This window comes from Pectobacterium sp. CFBP8739 (genome assembly GCF_013449375.1).
Taxonomy (GTDB): Bacteria; Pseudomonadota; Gammaproteobacteria; order Enterobacterales; family Enterobacteriaceae; genus Pectobacterium.
The window spans coordinates 193,642-217,807 of the sequence record NZ_JACDRR010000011.1; the positions used below are offsets into that span (position 1 = coordinate 193,642).

General features: G+C 53.2%; 19 protein-coding genes and 1 other RNA gene. 10 read left to right on the forward strand and 10 right to left on the reverse strand.

Annotated features, from left to right (window positions below; genetic code table 11):
• Positions 1–10: 10 nt before the first annotated feature.
• Positions 11–1,027 (forward strand): lipoate--protein ligase A, encoded by a 1,017-nt coding sequence (locus H0247_RS11635; RefSeq protein WP_180742673.1) that lies wholly within the window; start codon positions 11–13, stop codon positions 1,025–1,027.
• A gap of 176 nt (positions 1,028–1,203) precedes the next feature.
• The gene (locus H0247_RS11640) at positions 1,204–2,655 is read left to right on the forward strand and encodes a YdiU family protein (protein WP_180742674.1); all 1,452 of its coding nucleotides are present in this window, start codon (positions 1,204–1,206) and stop codon (positions 2,653–2,655) included.
• 35 nt (positions 2,656–2,690) lie between these two features.
• Here H0247_RS11640 and H0247_RS11645 read toward each other — a convergent pair whose 3' ends face one another.
• The 6 genes from H0247_RS11645 to H0247_RS11670 form a co-directional block, all read right to left on the reverse strand.
• Entirely contained in the window at positions 2,691–3,488 is a 798-nt protein-coding gene (locus tag H0247_RS11645; RefSeq protein ID WP_180742675.1) for a heme ABC transporter ATP-binding protein, read from the reverse strand.
• Positions 3,481–4,485 carry an iron ABC transporter permease gene (locus H0247_RS11650; RefSeq protein ID WP_180742676.1) on the reverse strand — a complete coding sequence of 335 codons (1,005 nt, stop codon included), beginning with the start codon at positions 4,483–4,485 and terminating at the stop codon, positions 3,481–3,483. Before H0247_RS11650 ends, H0247_RS11645 begins: the two co-directional genes overlap by 8 nt.
• Positions 4,482–5,300 carry a hemin ABC transporter substrate-binding protein gene (locus tag H0247_RS11655; protein WP_180742677.1) on the reverse strand — a complete coding sequence of 273 codons (819 nt, stop codon included), beginning with the start codon at positions 5,298–5,300 and terminating at the stop codon, positions 4,482–4,484. Before H0247_RS11655 ends, H0247_RS11650 begins: the two co-directional genes overlap by 4 nt.
• Positions 5,297–6,349, reverse strand: coding sequence for a hemin-degrading factor (locus tag H0247_RS11660; RefSeq protein WP_180742678.1), 1,053 nt, complete (start codon positions 6,347–6,349; stop codon positions 5,297–5,299). The genes H0247_RS11655 and H0247_RS11660 overlap by 4 nt, the downstream gene beginning before the upstream one ends.
• Before the next feature lie 221 nt (positions 6,350–6,570).
• Positions 6,571–7,617 carry a 3-deoxy-7-phosphoheptulonate synthase gene (locus H0247_RS11665; RefSeq protein ID WP_180742679.1) on the reverse strand — a complete coding sequence of 349 codons (1,047 nt, stop codon included), beginning with the start codon at positions 7,615–7,617 and terminating at the stop codon, positions 6,571–6,573.
• Positions 7,618–7,878: 261 nt separating this feature from the next.
• Positions 7,879–8,700 (reverse strand): pyruvate, water dikinase regulatory protein, encoded by an 822-nt coding sequence (locus H0247_RS11670; RefSeq protein ID WP_180742680.1) that lies wholly within the window; start codon positions 8,698–8,700, stop codon positions 7,879–7,881.
• A 300-nt stretch (positions 8,701–9,000) separates the two neighbouring features.
• Between H0247_RS11670 and ppsA the strand changes: the two genes are divergently transcribed.
• On the forward strand, positions 9,001–11,379 hold the full coding sequence (gene ppsA / locus H0247_RS11675; RefSeq protein ID WP_180742681.1) for a phosphoenolpyruvate synthase: 2,379 nt from the start codon (positions 9,001–9,003) through the stop codon (positions 11,377–11,379).
• Between the two features lie 203 nt (positions 11,380–11,582).
• Here ppsA and apbE read toward each other — a convergent pair whose 3' ends face one another.
• From apbE to ydiK, 3 genes are all read right to left on the reverse strand, one after another.
• Positions 11,583–12,629: an FAD:protein FMN transferase ApbE gene (gene apbE, locus H0247_RS11680; RefSeq protein WP_180742682.1), complete on the reverse strand. Its 1,047-nt coding sequence runs from the start codon at positions 12,627–12,629 to the stop codon at positions 11,583–11,585.
• Between the two features lie 90 nt (positions 12,630–12,719).
• Positions 12,720–12,845, reverse strand: an RNA gene (gene rprA, locus H0247_RS11685) — antisense sRNA RprA.
• A gap of 289 nt (positions 12,846–13,134) precedes the next feature.
• Positions 13,135–14,244, reverse strand: coding sequence for an AI-2E family transporter YdiK (gene ydiK / locus H0247_RS11690; RefSeq protein WP_180742683.1), 1,110 nt, complete (start codon positions 14,242–14,244; stop codon positions 13,135–13,137).
• A gap of 296 nt (positions 14,245–14,540) precedes the next feature.
• On the opposite strand from ydiK, the gene H0247_RS11695 reads away from it, so the two are divergent.
• Both H0247_RS11695 and menI read left to right on the forward strand, forming a co-directional pair.
• Positions 14,541–17,594 (forward strand): FAD-binding and (Fe-S)-binding domain-containing protein, encoded by a 3,054-nt coding sequence (locus H0247_RS11695; protein ID WP_180742684.1) that lies wholly within the window; start codon positions 14,541–14,543, stop codon positions 17,592–17,594.
• A complete protein-coding gene (gene menI / locus H0247_RS11700) occupies positions 17,594–18,010 on the forward strand; it encodes a 1,4-dihydroxy-2-naphthoyl-CoA hydrolase (RefSeq protein WP_180742685.1) in 417 nt (138 codons plus the stop codon). The genes H0247_RS11695 and menI overlap by 1 nt, the downstream gene beginning before the upstream one ends.
• 49 nt (positions 18,011–18,059) lie before the next feature.
• Here menI and H0247_RS11705 read toward each other — a convergent pair whose 3' ends face one another.
• Complete coding sequence (locus H0247_RS11705) at positions 18,060–18,461, reverse strand: hypothetical protein (protein WP_180742686.1); 402 nt, start codon at positions 18,459–18,461, stop codon at positions 18,060–18,062.
• Between the two features lie 426 nt (positions 18,462–18,887).
• Here H0247_RS11705 and sufA point away from each other — a divergent pair, with 426 nt between their 5' ends.
• From sufA to sufS, 5 genes are all read left to right on the forward strand, one after another.
• A complete protein-coding gene (gene sufA / locus H0247_RS11710; RefSeq protein ID WP_015840661.1) occupies positions 18,888–19,259 on the forward strand; it encodes a Fe-S cluster assembly scaffold SufA in 372 nt (123 codons plus the stop codon).
• 13 nt (positions 19,260–19,272) lie between these two features.
• Positions 19,273–20,772 carry a Fe-S cluster assembly protein SufB gene (gene sufB / locus H0247_RS11715; RefSeq protein WP_180742687.1) on the forward strand — a complete coding sequence of 500 codons (1,500 nt, stop codon included), beginning with the start codon at positions 19,273–19,275 and terminating at the stop codon, positions 20,770–20,772.
• Positions 20,773–20,869: 97 nt separating this feature from the next.
• Positions 20,870–21,616 carry a Fe-S cluster assembly ATPase SufC gene (gene sufC / locus H0247_RS11720; protein WP_014700368.1) on the forward strand — a complete coding sequence of 249 codons (747 nt, stop codon included), beginning with the start codon at positions 20,870–20,872 and terminating at the stop codon, positions 21,614–21,616.
• Complete coding sequence (gene sufD / locus H0247_RS11725) at positions 21,591–22,937, forward strand: Fe-S cluster assembly protein SufD (RefSeq protein WP_180742688.1); 1,347 nt, start codon at positions 21,591–21,593, stop codon at positions 22,935–22,937. The genes sufC and sufD overlap by 26 nt, the downstream gene beginning before the upstream one ends.
• Entirely contained in the window at positions 22,937–24,160 is a 1,224-nt protein-coding gene (gene sufS / locus H0247_RS11730; RefSeq protein WP_180742797.1) for a cysteine desulfurase SufS, read from the forward strand. Before sufD ends, sufS begins: the two co-directional genes overlap by 1 nt.
• The last annotated feature ends 6 nt before the right edge of the window (positions 24,161–24,166 follow it).

Here is a 24,166-nt window from a genome sequence, read left to right on the forward strand (position 1 = left end):
CTATTCACTCATGTCCTCTCTGCGTTTACTCATCTCTGACTCTTACGATCCTTGGTTTAACCTAGCCGTTGAGGAGTGCATCTTTCGCCAGATGCCCACCACGCAGCGAGTGCTGTTTTTGTGGCGCAATGCGGAAACGGTGGTGATTGGTCGCGCCCAGAACCCGTGGAAAGAGTGCAATACGCGACGGATGGAAGAGGATGGCATCAAGTTGGCACGGCGCAGCAGCGGTGGTGGGGCGGTCTTTCACGATCTCGGGAATACCTGTTTTACCTTTATGGCCGGCAAACCGGAATACGATAAAAGCGTTTCAACGCAGATTGTTCTGGATGCACTCAGTTCGCTGGGATTAAAAGCTAGCGCCTCGGGCCGTAACGATCTGGTGGTAGAAACCACGGACGGCGTACGCAAGGTGTCCGGTTCTGCCTATCGCGAAACCAAAGATCGCGGCTTTCATCATGGCACGCTGTTGCTGAATGCGGATCTGAGCCGCTTAGCCGATTATTTGAACCCAGATGTTAAGAAGCTACAGGCGAAAGGGATTACGTCTGTGCGTTCCCGCGTCGCGAATCTGGTGGAATTGCTGCCTTCTGTCGATCATCAGATGATTTGCCAGGCGGTGACGCAGGCCTTCTTTGATTATTTCGGCGAACAGTGCGAACCGGAAATCATCTCGCCTTCCGCCTACCCGGATCTACCGGGATTCAGTGAACAGTTTGCGCGTCAAAGTAGCTGGGAATGGAACTTCGGTCAGGCACCGGATTTCTCGCATTTACTCGATAACCGCTTTACCTGGGGCGGGGTTGAATTACATTTCGATGTGGAGCGCGGCGTGATCGTCCGCGCGCAGATTTATACCGATAGCCTGAACCCAGCACCGTTAGAAGCACTTGCCTCCGCATTGCAGGGAACGGCATATCGCCCGGAAGCCTTGGCGGCAGCGTGTCAGGCACTGATTACCGCTTTCCCTGAACAGCAAAACGAATTGCAGGAACTGGCCGATTGGCTGGCGCAGAGTTTGCGTTAGACGCCCTGTTTTTCTCAACGCATCGATGATAAGGAAACGTAAGGGAAATAATACCCCTGCGTTTCCTCCGTGTTAATTTCATTACCATCCCTCTACACTTTCTGCATACCCGTTAGTCGTTGTGTGGTGAGCGTATGGCTCTCTTCACCTGAACAGGGTGGTACTAGGGAGACAGGATGCAGCAGACACCGTTATTCAAAAATCACTATTTTCACCAACTGCCGGGATTCTATACCGCGCTACAGCCTACGCCGCTGCATGACGCTCGTCTGCTTTATCACAGCGAGGGATTGGCCGCGGAGCTTGGGCTGTCTTCCGACTGGTTTACGCCAGAACAAGATGCCGTCTGGCGCGGCGAGCGTTTGCTGCCGGGAATGGAGCCGTTAGCGCAGGTGTATAGCGGCCATCAGTTTGGTATGTGGGCCGGTCAACTGGGCGACGGGCGCGGTATTCTGCTTGGGGAACAGCAACTGGCGGATGGCCGCAGTATGGACTGGCACCTGAAAGGTGCAGGGCTGACGCCGTATTCGCGCATGGGTGACGGTCGTGCCGTGCTGCGCTCAGTTATTCGCGAATTTCTGGCCTCGGAAGCGATGCACCATCTGGGAATCCCCACTACGCGGGCGTTGACGATTGTCACCAGCACGCATCCGATCCAGCGTGAGCAGGAAGAAAAGGGCGCGATGCTGCTGCGCGTGGCGGAAAGCCATGTGCGCTTCGGTCACTTTGAACACTTCTACTATCGCCGTGAGCCGGAAAAGGTGCGTCAACTGGTGGAGTATGTCATTGCTCGCCACTGGCCGCAGTGGGAGCACGACGAGCGTCGCTATGAACTGTGGTTCGGCGATGTGGTAGAACGTACCGCTCGACTGATTACGCATTGGCAGGCGGTTGGGTTTGCGCACGGCGTAATGAATACGGATAACATGTCGATTCTGGGGCTGACCATCGATTACGGCCCTTATGGTTTTTTAGATGCCTATCAGCCTGATTTCATCTGTAATCACTCCGACCACCGCGGGCGCTACGCGTTTGACAATCAGCCTGCCGTAGGGCTGTGGAATCTGCATCGTCTGGCGCAGGCGCTGTCGGGGCTGATGGACACCGATACGCTGGAACGTGCGCTTGCCCGCTATGAGCCGGCGCTGATGCAGCACTATGGCACGCTGATGCGCGCCAAGCTGGGCTTGTTTACCGCGAGCGCAGAGGATAATGGCGTGCTGGTAGGGCTGTTGCGTCTGATGCAGCAGGAAGGCAGCGATTACACCCGCACGTTCCGCCTGCTGGCGGATAGCGAAAAGCAGGCATCGCATTCGCCGCTTCGTGATGAGTTTATCGACAGGGCCGCGTTCGATAGCTGGTTTGCGACTTATCGCAAGAGGCTGATGCAGGAAGAACAGAGTGATGAGGAACGTCGTCAGCTGATGAACGCGACGAACCCGAAATACATTTTGCGTAATTATCTGGCGCAAATGGCGATTGAACGGGCGGAACATGATGACATTAGCGTGCTGACACGTCTGCATCAGGCGCTGTGCAGACCGTTTGACGAGCAGCCGGATAAGAACGATCTGGCAGCGTTACCACCAGAGTGGGGTAAGCATCTGGAGATTTCCTGCTCCAGCTAAGCCGGAGCAGGAATGATGGCTATTGCCGTCTAATATTATTGCCGCAGATAAACCTGCGGAATGGTGTAGTCCGGGTGTGAACCGACGCTGAGGTCGGCGCGATACCAGCGGGTCAACGTCTCTGCCTGTAGCACTTGCGCAGGCGTACCCTGTGCGACCAGCTTCCCTTCGTGCAACAGCAGGATGCGATCGGCATACAGCGCGGCCAGATTCAGATCGTGTAGAACACAGCATACGGAGAGCGGTTGTTCACGCGTGAGCTGCTTGAGCAACCGCAAGAGGTGCTGTTGATGGTATAGATCCAGCGCCGAGGTCGGTTCATCGAGAAATAACCAGCCTGGCGTCGGTTCTGGGTGCCACAGTTGCGCCAGCACGCGAGCAAGCTGCACACGTTGCTGCTCTCCGCCGGAAAGGTGGCGATAGTCGCGCGCCGCCAATTCCAGACAGCCCGTTTGCGCCATGACCTGCTGAATCACATCATCATTTTTCGGGTAGCGACCATGCGGGGAACGCCCCATCGCGACGACATCCCGCACGCTAAACGCGAACGCCATGCCACTATGTTGACGCATCACCGCGCGCGTTTTTGCCAGTGCGCCGGGCTGCCAGTGCGAAAACGACTGTCCAGCCAACAGGCACTCGCCGTCATCGGGCGTCAAATAACCGGTCAATAAACGGAGCAGGGTCGACTTTCCCGCGCCGTTAGGGCCGATAATCGCGACGATTTCCCCACAGTGCAGTTCCAGAGAAACATCATCCGTCAGAGTGCGACCGTTGGCCTGAAAGCGTAGATGACGTGCGACTAACGTCTGGTCGAGCGCTGGGTCAGTCATTGCTACGTCCTTTGTGCTGAACGATCAGCCATAAGAAATACGGCCCGCCAATCAGGCTACTTAACAGCCCTACGGGCATTTCCGCTGGCGCAAGTAGCGTACGAGCCAGCGTATCGGCAAACAGCAGCAGGCAGGCACCACCGAGGATAGAACCGGGAATGAGCCAGCGATGATCGGCGCCCACATGCAAACGCATCAGGTGGGGGATAATGAGCCCGATAAACCCGATTACGCCGCTGACCGCCACCGCCACACCCACCAGCAGTGAACTCAGTAGCAGCAGCGCGTACTTGGTACGCTTTACATTGATGCCAAGGTAATGCGCCTCTTCATCTCCCAACTGCAACACATTCAGACGGCGCGCGTAGTACAGCGTGGCTAGCATGCCGGGAATCGCCAGTGTGCTGGTAACCAACAGCATCGGCCACTGCGCCTGTCCGAGACTGCCCATGCCCCACAGTGAAAACTGGCGCAATTGTTGGTCGGTGCTGATGTAGGTCAAGACGCCAATCAGCGCAAGGCACAATGCATTAAGCGCGATGCCTGCCAGCAGTAATCGCGTTAACCCCCCTTGTTCGGAGCGGCTGAGGATAAAAATGATCGCGGTAATCGCCAGACTACCCGCGAAAGCGGCAAACATCGGGCTGTAAAGCGCCAGCAGAGGGGGAAGGCCGAGCGGCAGCACGATAGTGAGTGCCACGCAGAGCGCTGCGCCGCTGCTGATGCCAAGCAGGCTGGGATCGGCCAGTGGATTGCGAAACAGTCCTTGCATAATGGTGCCTGAACAGGCCAGCGCGCCGCCGACGAGTATCGCCAGCAGCACGCGGGGGACGCGGATGTTCAGCCAAATATGCCAAAGCGGATCGTCAAAAGGCGTCTGCCATAGCGTCTTGAGTGACAACGTCAACGCACCCATGTTGGCGGCACCCACCATCAGTGCCGCCATGAGCAACAACAGCGAGATCAACCAGGTGCGCGGATGAAACCGTGACGTCATTTGATCGCTTCGGCTGTCTGACGCAGCGTTGCCATCAACGCTGGCGTTTCGAGCGTAAAGCCCAGCATTGCCATATCATCGACGACCAGCAGACGCTTGTGTTTACCCGCAGGCGTCAGTTCCAGACCGGGTAATTTCCAGACCTGCGCTTCGCCGCCCAATGTCTTCAGTCCTTGACTGGAGATCAGAATCAGATCTGGTGCGCTGGCAATGACGCCTTCCTGAGACAGTTGCTGATAACGTTCAACGTTCTGCATGGCATTCTGTAACCCTGCGTGGCGAATGATCGTGTCTGGCGGCGTATTTTTGCCTGCGCCCATCGCACTCATACCGCCGTGGTTGAGAATAAACAGCGTCTTGACGGGCAATGGTGCAGTTTTGACCGCCGCCAACTGCTGCTGATAGGTTTCCGTCAGCTTTTTACCTTCGGTGTCTTTACCCAATGCTTGTGCAATGGCGCTAATTTTCTGCGGAACCGCATCCAGCGCTGGCTGAGCGGAAACGTGAACCACTTTGGTGCCGCTGTCCGCCACCTGCTGTAAGACTAGGGAAGGCTGAGACAGATCGCTGGCAAGAACCAGAGAAGGTTTCATCGCCAGAATACCTTCGGCATTGAGGTGGCGCATGTAGCCGACATCAGGCAGTTTCTTCACGGACTCTGGGTGCAGGCTAGTGCTATCGCGTGCCACCAGATCCTTCTCTGCGCCCAACGCATAGATGATTTCGGTGACGTCGCCGCCGATAGAAACGATACGTTCGGCAGCAGACACCCCCAGCGGGAGTGTCAAAAGCAGGGGGAATAGCCAGTTTTTCATGCAGCGAGATCCTTATGCGGTTTCAGGGCATCGACTTGGTTGCGCCACTGTTGTTGTTCCGGCGTACCTTCGGTACGTTGCCCGAAGAGCTGTGCAATTTGGGAGCCGTCTGCGGCATAGAGTTCCAGGCTGGTCACGATACCGTCAACCGTCGGTTTGCGCGTCACCCAGCTTTCAGCAATCGCACCTTCGATCAGATGCAGGGTAAAGTCTTTATTAAAGATGTTAATCCATTCCGCGTGTTGCTCCATGCGCTCGACACGCTCCAGCGTACCCGTGAAGATTTGCACACAGCCGCGGTTGCCGACAAACACCATGATTTCGTTTTGATCTTCACGCGCGGCAAACAGAATCTGTGACAGCGCATCGTTGTCTACGCGGTAAGCCAAGTCGTCAGCGACGGAATTAAATGCCTGCTGGCGCGTCAGGTTATAGCGCTTGAGCAGAATGAAGAAATCATGCACATCTTTCATCGCACGCCAGTCTGCTTCAAACTGAGGATTATGGGCAATGGCCTGTTCGGATGCCGAACTATTGCTGGCAGGACGACGTTCCAGTGCGGGGTTTTCGCTGCTGGCAAATTTTTCAATGAACAACTGCCAAGCGGCCATGTCCGTGGTGTCGGTCGTGTAGACCTTCAGAATGGCATCGCCCTGATGATCGAAGAATTGAATGCTCTGACGCTCGCCACGTGCGGTGTTTTCACGCAGTGCAAAAGCCGAAGCCCACTGAGAGAGGAACAAACGGAGATCCAATCCGCGCGGATTGAGGATCAGGCCAGCATGTCCGTCCAGCGTCTGGTTTTGATAATAGCCCGTATGCTCATGCACGGCGTACTCGTTGCGCGTGATCGACTTGGTATTACCAACTTGCTCCAGTGCGCTTAACCAGACCTTGGCATCACCTTGCAGGCGCTGTGCATCGTGTCCGACACGGGCGTGAGTCAGTTCCGCTTCGCTGATGCCGAGTAGCGCAGCCAGATCGCGTGCATATTTACGCGGATGTTCAACTTTCGCCTGGAGGTATTGTTGGTAAATAGACGTCTGCATCTCGTTCGTTCCCTTAATCGTTGTCGTATTGATTATAGCAATGAATGAGAATCATTTTCATGTAACAAAAACGCAACCTCAAGTGAAGTTTTCTTAATAAGTGGAATAAGAGGAATCGTAAGATGAATTTACGTGCTGCGAGAGCGTGGGAGAGGTGGCGTAAAAAGAGGAAACTGGCTGGCACACTACCGTAGAAGATGAGTGTGCCAGTGTATATCGGATTAGAAACGGCTGTCGACGGCGTCCGCCAGACGTGCCAGCAGCGTTTCGGTGTCCTGCCAGCTCAGACAAGGATCGGTAATGGATTGCCCGTATGTCAATGCCAGAGGATTGAGCGCCGGCTGGTTGCCTTCAATTAAGAAACTTTCCGCCATGATGCCCGCGATGGTGCGTGAACCAGTGCGAATTTGCTGGCAGATATCATCGGCTACGTCGAGCTGACGACGATGCTGTTTTTGGCAGTTAGCATGACTAAAATCGATCACCAGATGCTCGGGTAGCGAGAATTCACGCAAGTGAGTACAGGCGGCGGCGATATCTTCCGCGTGGTAGTTTGGTGTTTTCCCGCCGCGCATAATAATGTGGCCAAACGGGTTGCCTTGCGTTTTGTAAACCGACATGAAGCCCTGTTTATCCGGCGAAAGGAACATATGCTGGGCACGAGCAGCACGAATGGCGTCGACGGCGATTCGCGTGTTGCCGTCTGTCCCGTTCTTGAAGCCGACAGGGCAGGAGAGCGCCGAGGCCATTTCCCGGTGAATCTGGCTTTCGGTGGTTCTTGCACCAATCGCACCCCAGCTAATCAGGTCGGCAATATATTGGCCGGTGACCATATCGAGGAATTCCGTCGCGGTCGGCAATCCAAGCTGATTAACATCCAGCAGCAGGCGGCGGGCAATTTCCAGCCCTTCGTTTACCTGGAAGGTACCATTCAGTGCAGGATCGGAGATGAGTCCCTTCCAGCCCACCACCGTGCGCGGTTTTTCAAAATAGGTGCGCATGACGATTTCCAGTCGATCCTGATACTGCGTTCGTAGCGCAGCCAGACGGCGGGCATAATCTAACGCACTGTCGGTGTCATGGATCGAGCAGGGGCCAATCACGACGAGCAGGCGAGGATCGTGACCGGTTAGAATGGCTTCAATTCTCTTACGTGACGCGGTGACATTTTCGGCAACGGCAGGGGTAATCGGGAGTCTGGCGAATAACGTTTGGGGCGTCACCAGACTCTCGATGCGCGCGCTCCGCAGTTCATCTGTTTGTAGCATGTATTGTCTCTGAATGCGGTCAAGCCGAAAACCTGTCTTTACTGAAAAAGCGTGGACATGATAGGTCTTTCAGACCAGGGCAATGTTTTCGAACCACGACAATGTTTTCAAACCACGACAATGTTTTCAGACACGGTTTTCAGGCTATGTTTCCGACTAAAAGGTTGCTTCGCAGCGGCGAAATGCCGGGAAGTGATGGAGCACACAATAAACGAAATGGCGCACATTACAACCGCATTAGGACAAAAAAACTATTATGTACTAGTACATTCTTCGACTCATGCCGAGAATGTCGATGATTTTGGCGGAAATTTCCTCAACGGAATAATTGGTGGTATTGAGATAGTTAATCTGGTGTTTGCGAAACAGCGCTTCAACTTCGCTCAGCTCCATGCGGCACTGACGCAGTGACGCATAACGACTGTTACCCCGACGCTCTTCCCGAATGGCTGCCAGCCGTTCAGCATCAATGGTGAGCCCGAATAGCTTGTGCTGGAAGGGTTTCAGCGCATCGGGCAGGCGCAAGTTATCCATATCATCAGCAATAAAAGGATAGTTGGCGGCGCGAATGCCAAATTGCATCGCCAGATACAGGCTGGTCGGCGTCTTGCCACAGCGTGACACGCCCAGCAGAATGACCTGCGCCTGATCGAGATTGCGCAGCGAGATGCCATCATCGTGTGCCAGCGTGTAGTCGATAGCCGCGATACGGGCGTCGTATTTGCTCAGATTATTGGCGGTCAAGCCATGAGTACGGTTAGCCACTGGCGTCGGCGGCGTGTTCAGTTCTTCCTGCAAGGGGGCAACCAGTGCTTGTACGATGTCCTGGCAAAATCCTTCACTGCTGGTAATAATGTTACGTACGGTCGGGGTGACAATGGAATAAAACACCAGCGGGCGCACGCCGGTTTGTTGATACAACGTATTGATTTGTTCACACACGGCTTTGGCGCGCGCTTCACTTTCAACGAAAGGTAAGGTATAGCTAACCGTGTTCACGGGAAATTGGGACAACACCGCATGACCCAGCACCTCTGCCGTAATGGCCGTACCGTCCGAGACATAAAATACGCTTCTTTCCACATAACCCCCTTGTGATATTTCCGATAGCTCGAACACGTTAACCTCGTCAAAAATTGTGTTTTACGAACACTTTTATTAAAACGCCATTTCATTATCTTTATGATAAAGAATACTAATCTTCTACGATATTGGATTTTTATTGTGTTAAGCAATCATTTGCCGTGAAATCAGTTTTTTTTCATAGGTTGATCGATTCACCTGTCTATGTTCATCAAAACGCTATGCTAACCTGATTGCGTTGAGGCGATTCTCAACCGAACTCTTTCATACCCTAATTGTATGCAGAAAGGATTATTTTCGATGTCCAATAACGGCCCTGATTTGCGTAATGTCCTTTGGTATAACCAGCTCGGTATGCACGACGTTGAAAGGGTGGGGGGCAAAAATGCCTCTCTGGGTGAAATGATCACCAACCTTTCAGGATTGGGCGTAGCCGTTCCCAACGGCTTTGCGACAACGGCGCAGGCGTTTAATGATTTTCTTAATCAAAGCGGGATTAACCAGCGCATTTATGAGCTGCTCGATCGCACCGACATTGACGATCTGAATCAACTGGCCAGCGCCGGTACGCAGATTCGCCAGTGGATTATTGATACGCCATTCCAGCCGGAGCTGGAGCAGGCGATTCGTGACGCCTATCAGCAACTGGCCGATGGTGAGAAAGACGCCTCGTTTGCCGTGCGTTCCTCTGCCACGGCAGAAGACATGCCGGATGCGTCTTTCGCCGGCCAACAGGAAACCTTCCTGAACGTGCAGGGCATCGACGCGGTGATGGTCGCAGTGAAGCACGTGTTTGCATCGCTGTTTAACGATCGCGCGATCTCTTATCGTGTGCATCAGGGCTATGACCACCGTGGCGTGGCGCTATCGGCGGGCATACAGCGTATGGTGCGCTCCGATCTGGCGTCTGCGGGTGTGATGTTTACCATTGATACCGAATCTGGTTTTGATCAGGTGGTGTTCATCACTTCGGCGTACGGTTTGGGTGAAATGGTAGTACAGGGAGCGGTGAACCCAGACGAGTTCTATGTTCACAAACCGACCTTGCAGAACAACAAACCTGCGATTGTGCGCCGTAACATGGGATCGAAAAAAATCCGTATGGTCTATGCCGCGAGCCAGGAACATGGCAAGCAAGTGCGGATTGAAGATGTACCAGCAGAACAAACGATGCGTTTCAGCCTGACGGATGATGAAGTACAGGCACTGGCGCGTCAGGCACTGCTGATTGAGAAACACTATGGCCGCCCGATGGATATCGAGTGGGCGAAAGATGGCCACACAGGCAAACTCTATATCGTGCAGGCGCGTCCGGAAACGGTACGCTCTAACGGCCAGGTGATGGAACGCTACCACCTGCCTGCCAGCGGCACGGTGCTGGTGGAAGGTCGTGCTATCGGCCACCGCATTGGTGCGGGCGAAGTCAAAGTGATTCAGGACATCAGCGAGATGCACCTGATCAATGCGGGCGATGTGCTGGTAACCGACATGACCGACCCAGACTGGGAACCGATCATGAAGAAGGCCGCAGCGATCGTGACCAATCGTGGTGGACGTACTTGCCATGCTGCCATTATCGCGCGTGAGTTGGGTATCCCTGCCGTTGTGGGTTGTGGTGATGCGACCGAGCGTTTGCACAAGGGGCAAAAAGTGACCGTTTCCTGCGCGGAAGGTGACACGGGTTATGTGTATCAGGATCTGCTGGACTTCTCCGTGAAGAGTTCACAGATTGATGAAATGCCTGCACTGCCGTTGAAAATCATGATGAATGTGGGTAACCCTGATCGCGCCTTTGATTTTGCCTGCCTGCCAAACGATGGCGTCGGTCTGGCGCGTCTGGAATTTATTATTAACCGCATGATTGGCGTGCACCCGCGTGCGCTACTGGAATTCGATCAGCAAACCCCAGAACTGCAACGTGAGATCAAAACGCTGATGCAGGGCTACGACGATCCGGTTGAATTCTATGTCGGTCGGCTGGTTGAAGGGATCGCAACGCTGGCGGCGGCATTCTCACCGAAGCGCGTCATCGTCCGCCTGTCCGATTTTAAATCCAACGAATACGCCAATCTGGTTGGCGGCGAGCGCTATGAACCGGAAGAAGAAAACCCGATGCTGGGCTTCCGTGGTGCGGGTCGCTATGTTTCTTCGGATTTCAAAGCCTGCTTTGCGCTGGAGTGTGAAGCGGTTAAGCGCGTGCGTAACGTGATGGGTCTGAAAAACGTGGAAATCATGATCCCGTTTGTTCGTACTGTGGCGCAAGCGGAAGCGGTGATTGCCGAGCTGGCGAGTCAAGGCCTGCGCCGTGGCGAAGACGGCCTGAAAATCATCATGATGTGCGAAATTCCGTCCAACGCGCTGTTGGCCGATGAATTCCTGCAACACTTTGATGGCTTCTCCATCGGTTCAAACGACATGACGCAGCTGGCGCTGGGTCTGGACCGCGACTCCGGCGTGGTATCGTCGCTGTTTGACGAACGTAACGATGCGGTGAAAGCGCTGCTGTCGATGGCGATCAAGGCCGCCAAGAAACAGGGTAAATACGTCGGTATTTGCGGTCAGGGGCCGTCAGATCACGAAGATTTCGCCCTCTGGCTGATGGAGCAGGGCATTGATAGCCTGTCTCTCAACCCAGACACTGTGGTGCAAACCTGGCTGAATCTGGCTGAGCACAAGTAATTAGTACGGTGAATGCCTGATGTGTAGTCATCAGGCAACTGAAACAGTATTCACAGAATGAAAACGGTGGTAATGGAATAGAAGAGTAAAGCGTTTGCGCCATGGATGGCGCAATCCGAGCGTACAGGGAGGTATTCACAGCGTCTTTACGATCTATCCATTACCACCGCTCGACCGCCGCTGATCGCAAGCTGTGCTGAAAATCACGGTGCCGCAATCAGGAAGGATTTAAACTGCGGCGTCATTACCGCGCTAAAGCCCTTATCCGTTTTGGTAATCAGATAAACCGCCAACCCCTGCTGTTCCGCCAGTTTCAACGCTTTCTCCGTTCCCAACACCATCAAACCGGTATCCCAGCCATCCGCTTCTAGTGCGGTCGGTGCAATCACGGTCGCAGAAACCAGTTGATGAGTAATCGGTCTGCCTGTCTCGGGATCGATAACGTGAGAGTAGCGCTTATTGTCCTGCTCAAAATAATTCCGGTAGCTGCCGGAGGTACTAATGGCATAACCCTGCAAATTTACTGCTGCCTGTACCGCGTTTTCCTGGTCGGTTGGCTTCTGAATCGCCACGCGCCACGGCGTACCTTCTGCATTTATGCCACGGCTGGAAATGGCGCCGCCGACGGAAACCAGATAATTGGTGATCCCTTTGCGCGTCATTAACTGTGCGAGAACATCTGCGCCATACCCTTCACCCAATGTGGAGAGATCGACATATAAATCCGGAAGATCTTTCTGAATCCATTCTCCTTTTTCGTCGCCGATCAGTTTCAGGTGACGCAACCCAACGTTTTGCCGCGCTAAGTCGATCTGCTGCTGGCTGGGGATGCGCGTAGGCTGCTTCTGCGGGCCAAATCCCCAGAGGTTAACTAACGGGCCGACGGTGATATCCATCGCGCCGTGGGTCGCTTTACCGATACGCAACGCAGCCAGAATGATATCCGCCATGCCGTTGCTTATAGGCTGTGGCTCTGTCCCCCGATACTGATTAAAACGTGATAGCACGGAATCGTCACGGTAGGTAGAGATGTCGTTATTGGCCTGCTCCAGCAGGGCATCGATTTCTCGTTGCAGTTGCGTTTTGTCTTCGGTGATGTCGCCGCTAATTTTTACGCTGTAAAACGTCCCCATCGTTTTACCTTCAATGGTTAATAAGGGGCGTTGTACCGCCGGTGTTGGATTGTCGCAGGCGGTCAGAAGGCTGAATAAGCCACAGAGTAGTAATCTCTTCGCGGTGAGAGGCGTCATGAAAAACTCCTGAAAAACTGAACTGAGACTAAGCAGACAGGAGAGTAACAAAAAAGAATGACGCGTAATTGAATGGAAGAGAAATGAAAGAAAAAAAAAGGCCCATCTCAGGGGATGGGCAAAGACTACACACAGCAATTCGTTACTAACTCTTCGTTACTAACTCTGACGAGGAGGAAACCTCATTGACAAACAGTAGGTTAATACTAGCTCCGGTATTTATCCTATGGATTATGCCCTATTCAGTCATTAAGAATCATCCTAATAGTTAATTATTTTTTAAGGATTGGTCTCTAAGTATTTTTATATTGTCAATAATATTGATGCGTTAGAGAAATGATATCAAAATTTTTAGGATGATTCCCTAAGAATAGAGGGGTAATCATTAGCTATTTTTATCTATTGAAAAGTGAGGAAAAGGTGTACCACGGAGACGTGATGGTGAGAGTAGGCAATGAGTGGGCGGTGCGCCGCCCACGGGAAGAGAAAACGGTAACTGTCGGTCTTACTCTTTATCTGGCGTGTTAGATGCATTAACGGAGAGGATGCTTTGCGGTTCGGGAATTTCACGCATCCAAGCAAATAGCAGACGATAGGAAACGGCGAGGACGACTGGGCCAATAAATATTCCTATCATGCCAAACGCCAGCAAACCGCCAATCACGCCGGAAAGAATCAGCAGCATAGGAAGATCGGCTCCCATCCTGATCAATACTGGGCGGATCACGTTATCGATAGTGCCAACGACGCAGCTCCAGACCAGCAGAACGGTGCCCCAGGTGGCATCACCCGTCCAATATAGCCAGATAATGGCAGGAATCAGTACCGGAAGTGGCCCCAACTGCGCCAGACAAGACAGAAACATCAGCACAGTCAGTAGTGTGGTATGGGGAATACCGGACAGCCCCAGCCCAATTCCGCCCAACACCGACTGCACGATAGCGGTAACCACCACGCCTAGTGCGACAGCGCGAATCGACTGTGCTGCCAGAATGACAGCGGCATCGCCACGCTCTTTCCCCAGCCGGATAGCGAAATGTCGCACGGCTCTCGCTACGGCTTCCCCTTTGTAATACAGCAGGGCACTGAAGATCAGCATCAGGGAACAATGCATCAGAAATCGCCCGATATTGGCCGCTTGTGCCACTAACCAGGTCGCTGTTTTACCAAAATAGGGTTGCACTTTGGCGAACAGGCCGCTACCGCCGCTTTGCAGCAACGTCTGCCAACTGTTGAACAATTTTTCACCGACGAAAGGAATAGACGTCAGCCACTCCAGCGTGGGGGGAGAAAAGTTTTCCTGCCGAGCTCCCCAACTCATTAACGCCGAACTGTTATCCACTACGCTACTAACAAGAACGGCAATCGGGACAATAAATAGCAGAATAAGCAGCAGCGTCATCACGATCACTGCCAGAGAACGCCTGCCCCACAATAGCGCCTGAAATTTAATCAGCATCGGCCAGGTGGCAATGACCACCATACATGCCCAGGCGAATCCCAGAATAAAAGGCTGCACGACCCAAAAGCAGGCAATAATCATGATGGTAATAAACACCAGACTGAACAGGATTCTGGCCAGATCAAATCGTGGTGGCTGAGAATATTTGCTCAATGAATCGTTCCTCAATAGCAAAAGAAAGGGCTGAAGGCGAGGTAGCTTGGGTGACAGCCTGTGGTCATCTGTCATCATGAAATATTTCTGGGTGTTTTGACAGCCTGTTGAACATTTTGTTGGTGAAACAGCGGTTCATCAACACGCTGTATGTTTTTGCCGATCCGAGAGCGCACACGATTGCGAAATGTGATAAAACGTGATGTCCCCGATGACAGCGCGGCTATATACCGCGCTTCACAGGCATATCACGACATATTGGCAAACACATCATGTACGGACAGGGTCAAAAAATAATGATCCCACAGATCACGCAATCTCCCGGGCTGGTTCAGCCGGTGCTTAATTTTCTGGAAGCATTGAAGAAAAATGGATTTACAGGCGATACGGCGACCAACTATGCCGATCGTCTTACCATGGCAACGGATAACAGCATCTATCAACTTTTGCCGGATGCGGTGGTGTTCCCGCGCTCAACCGCTGATGTCGCGATCTTATCGCGCCTGGCGGGTGAAGCGCGTTTTTCAGAGCTGACTTTTACTCCACGCGGCGGCGGTACGGGAACGAACGGACAGGCGCTGAATCGCGGCATCGTGGTCGATATGTCGCGTTATATGAACCGCATTCTGGAAATTAACCCTGAACAGGGATGGGTGCGCGTCGAGGCTGGTGTCATTAAAGATCAGCTTAATCAGTACCTGAAACCTTATGGCTATTTCTTTGCGCCAGAACTGTCGACCAGTAACCGAGCGACGCTGGGCGGCATGATCAACACCGATGCATCGGGGCAAGGCTCGCTGGTGTACGGAAAAACCTCAGACCATGTCTTGGGGCTACGTGCGATCCTGCTGGGCGGCGAGATGTTGGATACGCAAGCGATGCCAGTCACGCTGGCGGAGAAACTGGCGTTAGAAGATTCCGCTATTGGCCGTATTTACCATACGGTGCTGCACCGCTGTCGCGAACAGCGCGCGTTGATCATCGACAAATTCCCTAAGCTGAATCGTTTTCTGACGGGTTACGACCTGCGTCATGTGTTCAGCGACGATCTCCAAACCTTCGACCTGACGCGAATTTTGACCGGTGCTGAAGGTACGCTGGCGTTTATCACCGAAGCGAAGCTCGATATCACGCCGTTGCCAAAGATTCGCCGTCTGGTGAATATCAAATATGACTCCTTTAACTCAGCGCTGCGCAATGCACCGTTCATGGTGGAAGCGAAGGCGCTGTCGGTTGAAACCGTGGACTCTAAGGTATTAAACCTTGCCCGCGAGGATATCGTCTGGCATTCCGTTAGCGAATTGATTACCGATGTGCCTAATCAGGAAATGCTTGGCCTGAATATCGTTGAGTTTGCGGGTGATGATGACGCGCTGATTAACGGGCAGGTCGACGCGCTCTGTCAGGGACTGGATACGCTGCTGGCGAGCGGAGAAGGCGGGGTCATTGGTTATCAAACCTGTAACGATCTGGCTGGCATCGAACGTATTTACGCCATGCGGAAAAAAGCCGTAGGCCTGCTGGGCAACAGTAAAGGGCAGGCGAAGCCGATTCCATTCGCGGAAGATACCTGTGTGCCGCCACAGCATTTGGCTGATTACATTGAAGAATTCCGCGCACTGCTGGATAGCCATAACCTGACGTACGGTATGTTCGGTCACGTGGATGCCGGCGTGCTGCATGTGCGTCCTGCGCTGGATATGTGCGACCCGCAGCAGGAAATGCTGATGAAACAGCTTTCCGACCAGATTGTCGCGCTGACGGCCAAATATGGCGGCCTACTGTGGGGCGAACATGGCAAAGGCTTCCGCGCTGAGTACAGCCCCGAATTTTTTGGACCGGAGCTGTATGCCGAACTGCGCCGCATCAAAGCGGCGTTCGATCCAGATAACCGGCTTAATCCCGGGAAGATTTGTGCGCCGCTGGACGTGGATGCGCCGATGATGAAAGTCGATGCGGTCAAGCGCGGCACGTTCGACCGCACGATCCCTCTGACGGTACGTACGGCGTTCCGTGGCGCGATGGAATGTAACGGTAACGGGCTGTGCTTTAACTTTGATGCGCGTAGCCCCATGTGCCCGTCGATGAAAATCAGCGGCAACCGCATTCATTCCCCGAAAGGCCGTGCGACGCTGGTGCGTGAATGGTTACGCCTGCTGGCGGAGCAGGGCGTCGATCCGGTGATGCTGGAGAAGGCATTGCCGCAGCAGAAACTCAGCCTGCGGGCGTTTATCCAGAAAACCCGTAATACCTGGCAGGCGAAGCAGGGGGATTACGATTTTTCCCACGAAGTCAAAGAGGCGATGTCGGGCTGTCTGGCGTGTAAAGCCTGTTCAACGCAGTGCCCTATCAAGATTGACGTGCCCGGTTTCCGTTCCCGTTTCTTGCAACTTTATCACACGCGCTATCTGCGTCCGGTTCGTGACTATCTGGTCGCCGGCGTTGAAAGCTATGCACCGCTGATGGCACGCAGTCCGAAGACGTTTAACTTCTTCCTGAAAATGCCGCTGCTGAATAACCTGAGCCGCAGCCAGATCGGTATGGTCGATTTACCTTTGTTGTCATCGCCGTCGCTGCGTCAGCAGTTTGCTGGGCATAGCGGAGTTAACACCACGCTGGAACAGTTGGAACAGTTACCGGAAGCGGCGCGCCAGCAGTACGTGTTAATCGTGCAGGATCCGTTTACCAGCTATTACGATGCGCAGGTGGTGGCAGATTTCGTCCATCTGATCGAAAAACTGAAGCTGAAACCGGTGCTGTTGCCGTTCTCACCGAACGGGAAGGCGCAGCACATTAAAGGCTTCTTGCAGCGTTTTGCCAAAACGGCGTCGAAGACGGCAGATTTTTTGAACCGCGTCGCTAAACTGGGGATGCCGATGGTGGGCGTTGATCCGGCGTTGGTACTGTGCTATCGCGATGAATACCGTGAAATCCTGGGTGAGAAACGCGGAGATTTCCAGGTGCAACTGGTGCATGAATGGCTGGTGACGGCACTGGCAGGCAGCACACCGCAGCCTGTCACTGGCGAATCCTGGTATCTGCTGGGACACTGTACGGAAACCACGGCACTGCCGATCAGCACGAAACAATGGGCTGATATCTTCTCGCGCTTTGGTGCCAAACTGGAGAATGTCAGCGTCGGGTGCTGCGGTATGGCGGGAACCTACGGCCATGAAACCAAAAACCTCGCCAACTCGCAGGGCATTTATGCGCTATCCTGGCAACAGGTGCTACAGAAGTTACCCCAGAAACGCTGCCTGACCACCGGTTATTCATGCCGCAGTCAGGTGAAACGTATGGAAGGCACTGCACTACGCCATCCGCTACAGGCCCTGCTGGAGATTATCTGATGCTATGGAAACGACAAGTTACGCTTGAGCAACTTAACGAACCGAGCCAGACGTGCATGGTGGGTCATATCGGTATCCGCTATACCCATATCGCGGAGGATTATCTGGAAGCCGTGATGCCAGTGGATTCTCGCACGCGCCAGCCGTTCGGCTTATTACACGGCGGCGCGTCCGTCGTGCTGGCGGAATCGCTGGGGTCGGTGGCGGGCTATTTGTGCTCTGAGGGCGATCAGCAGGTGGTGGGCCTTGAAATCAATGCCAACCACCTGCGAGCCGTGCGCGAAGGTGAAGTGCGGGGCGTGTGCCGTGCGCTTCATGTTGGTCGCCGTAATCAGGTATGGCAGATTGAGATTTTTGATAATCAGAATCGCCTGTGTTGCATTTCTCGCCTGACAACATCGATTATTACGCCGTAAACACGAAGTAAACACCGAACCAGACTGCCTGACGGTCTAGTTCGGTTATTCAGGGAAGAAACGGCACGCGCTTAACGAAGTCGGTCTGAAACGCGGTCGCTTTATCCCATGAACCTTGCATGCTTAGCTGATGGCAAATCGATTTCAGCGTGTTACGGGCAAAGTAGTAGCTTTGTACCCGAAAGAGGTGGCAACGCCCTTCATTATTAATCTCTTTAATCAATCGATTGTGCAACTTGACCAGCGCATGCAAATAGCTGTCGTCATCGCCGTTTCTCAGACAGAGTTCAACCATATCCATGCAGGCATTATGATAGCGACGTAAATGGTCAATATTGCTTCCAGGACGGTTCAGGCGAGCTTCCGCCATGTAAAAATCAACGGTGGCATCGCGAATCTGGAATTTATATTCGTCAATCTGGTGGTGCAGCCAGGCAGTCACGGAATGCATGGTGATCGATCCTGAATATGAAATGATAATCATTATCATATTTATAAAAAAGGCCGCGATCAATGGGCAAAATGTGCTTTAACACCAAAAAGTACGATCGGAAGTCACATAAATTTTCATATACCTTCCCTGTTTTATAAATAGGTATCATCGATAAATGTTATAATAATGATAACGAGATGATGATTTTTACCTGACCGAAAGGGACAGGGTTATGCTATTAATTCATTTATTATCAATTGTTTATCTGGTTTTTTACTACATTGTTTGGCGCACCCGAGACGTGTAAAATGGTGCTATTGGCTTGCTAAAAACTGAAATGTTACGAATAGCCCTGCGAAACAAGAGGTTGAAGCTAGTTTCATTATCACTAACATTAGGGGAAACCAGCCTAAAACTGGTACCACACGTAATGAGGTATTCCATATGCAAGCGGAAAATGTAGGGACGTTTTCACTGGATGAAAATGTCTGGCAAGGATTGACGCTGACAGAGAGCGCCGTGAAGCAGATTAAGAATCTGATGAAGCAGGATGAGGCCGTGCAAGGACTGCGGCTCAGCGTTAAACAATCCGGCTGTGCGGGATTCGGCTATGTGCTGGATCTGGTACAGGAGTTCGAAACCGACGATCTGGTCTTCGAACGTGATGGTGCAAAACTGTATGTCCCATTGAAAGCAATGCCTTTCATTGACGGCACAGAACTTGATTTCGTCCGTGAAGGGCTGAATCAGATATTCAAGTTTAATAATCCCAGAGCGCAGCATGCTTGTGGATGTGGCGAAAGCTTTGGCATTTAAGTGATGAAAAATTATGGCACGTAGCACGGTAGATGTACCTGATGATGTCCAGATCTGGATGGGTGATGGACGCTATAAAGAAGGTTTCTTTACGCAATTGGAAACCGATGAGCTGGCGCGCGGCATCAATGAAGATGTCGTACGGGCGATCTCGGCGAAGCGTAATGAACCTGAGTGGATGCTGGAGTTCCGTCTTAACGCCTACAAAGCGTGGCTGGAGATGGAAGAACCGCATTGGCTGAAAGCCCATTACGAGAAACTCGACTATCAGGACTATAGCTATTATTCCGCGCCTTCCTGCGGTAACTGCGACGACAGCTGCGGCTCTGAGCCCGGCGCTAAGCAGCAATCCGGAATTACGGACGTGAATAATTACCTGACCAGCGAAGTAGAAAATGCGTTTAATCAGCTGGGTGTTCCTGTCCGTGAAGGCAAAAAAGTGGCGGTCGATGCGATTTTCGATTCCGTATCTGTTGCAACCACGTATCGGCATGAGCTGGCTGAAAAAGGCATTATCTTCTGTTCATTCAGCGAGGCGATTCAGGAACATCCCGATCTGGTGCGTCAGTATCTCGGTACGGTCGTACCGGCGAACGATAACTTCTTTGCGGCGCTGAACTCGGCGGTTGCTTCTGATGGCACGTTTGTGTACATCCCGAAAGGCGTGCGCTGCCCGATGGAACTGTCGACGTATTTCCGCATCAACGCGGCGAAAACCGGCCAGTTCGAGCGTACGATCCTGATCGCCGATGATGACAGCTACGTCAGCTACATCGAAGGCTGCTCTGCACCCGTTCGTGATACCTACCAACTGCACGCCGCCGTGGTGGAAGTCATCATCAACAAGAATGCTGAAGTGAAATACTCCACTGTTCAGAACTGGTTCTCCGGTAAGGATGACGCAGAAGGTGGGATTCTGAACTTCGTGACCAAGCGCGCGCTGTGTGCAGGCGAGCATTCAAAAATGTCATGGACGCAGTCGGAAACCGGTTCAGCGATCACCTGGAAATACCCGAGCGTCATTCTGCGTGGCGACTACTCCGTCGGTGAATTCTTCTCTGTTGCCTTGACCAATGGTCGTCAGCAGGCCGATACCGGCACCAAGATGATTCACATCGGTAAAAACACCCGTTCGACCATCATCTCTAAAGGGATTTCCGCCGGACGTAGTGAGAACACCTACCGCGGTCTGGTGAAGATCATGCCGAGCGCGACCAACGCCCGTAACTTCACCCAGTGTGACTCCATGCTGATCGGTAGCGAGTGCGGTGCGCACACGTTCCCGTACGTGGAAGTGCGCAACAATACCGCGCAGTTGGAGCACGAAGCGACGACCTCGAAAATTGGTGAAGACCAACTGTTCTACTGTCTGCAACGCGGTATCAGCGAAGATGATGCCATCTCGATGATCGTGAACGGATTCTGTAAGGACGTCTTCTCTGAATTGCCGCTGGAATTTGCGGTAGAAGCACAAAAGTTACTGGCGATTAGCCTGGAACACAGCGTGGGTTAATTCGGCGGTTACCGGGATTTTCACAAACGAATAATGAGAATCATCGGTCCCGGAATTCATTAAGCGCTCGTTGCATTGAGCGTTGGAAGGAATAAGCATGTTAAGCATCGAAAATTTAAAAGTTAGCGTAGAAGGCAAAGAGATCATCAAAGGGCTTAATCTCACCATTAAGCCAGGTGAAGTTCACGCGATTATGGGCCCGAATGGCTCAGGTAAAAGTACGCTCTCCGCGACGCTGGCTGGACGTGAAGAATACGAAGTGACCGACGGTTCGGTGAGCTTCAAAGGGAAAGACCTGCTGGAACTGTCCCCAGAAGATCGCGCAGGCGAGGGCGTCTTCATGGCGTTCCAGTACCCTGTCGAGATCCCCGGCGTCAGCAACCAGTTCTTCCTGCAAACCTCCGTTAACGCGGTGCGTAAATACCGCGAACAAGAACCGCTGGATCGCTTTGACTTCGCCGATTTTATCGAAGAAAAGATCAAACTGTTGAATATGCCGGAAGATCTGCTGACCCGTTCGGTCAACGTGGGCTTCTCCGGCGGTGAAAAGAAGCGTAACGACATTCTGCAAATGGCGGCGCTGGAGCCGGATTTGTGTATTTTGGATGAAACCGACTCCGGGCTGGACATCGATGCACTGAAAATCGTCTCTAACGGTGTGAACTCCCTGCGCGACGGCAAACGTTCGTTCATCATCGTCACGCACTACCAGCGTATTCTTGATTACATCAAACCAGACCACGTTCACGTTCTGTATCAAGGGCGCATTGTGAAATCCGGTGATTTCTCGCTGGTGAAACAGTTGGAGGAGCAAGGCTATGGCTGGCTTACCGACGGGCAATAATGTGACGAGCGAAAACACGGCGGGTAAAATTGGCATCGCACAGAAACAAGAGAAGGCATTGCAGCAATGGCATGGCCTGTTTGAACGTGATGCGTCACGCCGTTCTGAAGACGCGAACCAGCATTGGCAGGATGTGGTGCGCCTTGGCTTACCGCACCGTAAGCACGAGCACTGGAAATACACGCCACTGGATAGTTTGCTGAACAACGAATTTGTTGCGCCGCAGGCCCAGTCTCTCGATCGCGCAGCGGTGGAGTCACTGGCTTTAGCTGTGGATAGCTGGCGTCTGGTATTTGTCGATGGGGTATTCAATGCTGAACTCAGCGACAGCGCATGGGGCTCTTATCAGGTTGACGTGCAGGCGTCGCGTGCGCAGGGCGTGTTGCCTGCGGCCATCCAGTCCGAGGTGTTCCTGCATTTGACCGAAAGTCTGGCGAGTGAAAGTACGCTGATTCGTCTGGCTGCCGGACAGCAGGCGGAGAAACCGCTTTACCTGTTGCACATCAGCAGCAGTCAGGCGGCGGCATTGAACACCGTTCACTACCGTCATCATCTGAACGTTGAACGTGGCGCGAGTGCGGAAATTATTGAGCACTACGTCAGTCTGGATGAGCATGCTCACTTTACCGGCGCACGCCTGACGGTGAATGCGGCGGAAAACAGCCAAGTGAGCCACTATAAGCTGGCGTTTGAAGCGGCAGCGAGTTACCACTTCGCGCATAACGATTTGGTGCTGGCACGTGATGCACGGGTTCGTAGCCACAGCTTCCTGCTGGGAGCGGGGCTGACGCGTCACAACACGAGCGCTCAACTGAACGGCGAAGGCACCAATCTGTCCATGAACAGCCTGATTCTGCCGGTTGGCAGCGAAGTGTGCGATACGCGGACGTATCTGGAACACAATCAGGGTTACGGCGAAAGCCGTCAGTTACATAAAGTCATCGTCAACGATCGCGCCAAAGCGGTGTTTAACGGCATGATCAAAGTTGCGCCTCATGCGCTGAAAACGGATGGCCAGATGACCAACAATAACCTGCTGTTGGGCAGGTTGGCTGAAGTCGATACCAAGCCACAGTTGGAAATCTACGCGGATGACGTGAAATGTAGCCACGGTGCCACTATTGGCCGTATGGACGAAGAACAGCTGTTCTATCTGCGTTCTCGTGGTATTACGCAGCAGGATGCTCAACAGATGATTATATTCGCCTTCGCGGCGGAAGTCACAGAAGCGATTGAAAACGAGTCTCTGCGAGATGTGGTTCTGGAACGTATCGCACAGCGTTTGCCCAACGCGCTGGCGAATGCCGGCAAGGCGGTATGATGAGTTATCCTATTGAGCGGGTTCGTGCCGATTTTCCGGTGCTGGCAAGTGAGGTTAACGGTCAACCGTTAGCCTATCTTGATAGCGCAGCGAGTGCGCAAAAACCGCAGTCGGTTATCGATCGTGAGGCAGAATTCTATCGCCATGAATACGCGGCGGTGCATCGCGGCATCCACACGCTGAGCGCGCAGGCGACCAGCGCGATGGAAGCCGTGCGCGAAAAGGTGGCATCCTTTATCAATGCAGCTTCGGTAGACGAGATTGTCTTTGTTCGCGGGACGACGGAGGCCATCAATCTGGTGGCCAACAGCTATGGCCGTACCTTCATCCAGCCGGGCGACAACCTGATCATCACCGAGATGGAACACCACGCGAATATTGTTCCCTGGCAGATGTTGGCGGAAGCGCGTAGCGTTGAGGTTCGCGTATTGCCGTTGGCCGAAGATGGCTCGCTGGATGTTGCGCAGCTTCCTGCATTGCTGGATGAACGTACTCGCCTGCTGGCGGTGACGCACATCTCTAACGTACTCGGTGCGTTGAATCCGGTTAAGGCCATGATCGCACAAGCAAAAGCGGCTGGCGCAGTCGTGTTGGTTGATGGCGCGCAGTCGATTATGCATCAGCCTGTCGATGTGCAGGATCTGGACTGCGATTTCTTTGTCTTTTCAGGACATAAGATCTACGGCCCTTCGGGTATTGGCGTGCTGTACGGCAAACGTGACCTGCTTCAGGCCATGCCGCCGTGGGAAGGCGGTGGGGCGATGATTCGTCAGGTTAGCCTGCGTACCGGCACCACCTATGCGGATTCACCGTGGCGCTTTGAGGCCGGCTCACCGAATACGGGAGGTATCATGGGCTTAGGTGCCGCGTTGGACTATGTGACGGCGCTGGGACGGGAAGAGATTCAACGTTATGAATCTTCATTGATGCAGTATGCGCTGGAAGCGCTAAAGCAAGTGCCCGACCTGACGTTGTACGGCCCTGCTGAGCGTCACGGCGTCATTGCGTTTAATCTTGGGCAGCATCACGCCTATGATGTCGGAAGTTTCCTCGATCGGTACGGTATTGCGATTCGCACCGGCCACCATTGCGCGATGCCGCTGATGGAACACTATGGTGTTCCCAGTATGTGCCGCGCCTCGCTGGCCGTTTATACTACACGCGAAGAAATTGACCGGCTGGTTGCCGGATTGCAACGTATCCATCGATTGCTGGGCAGTTAAGCGCCG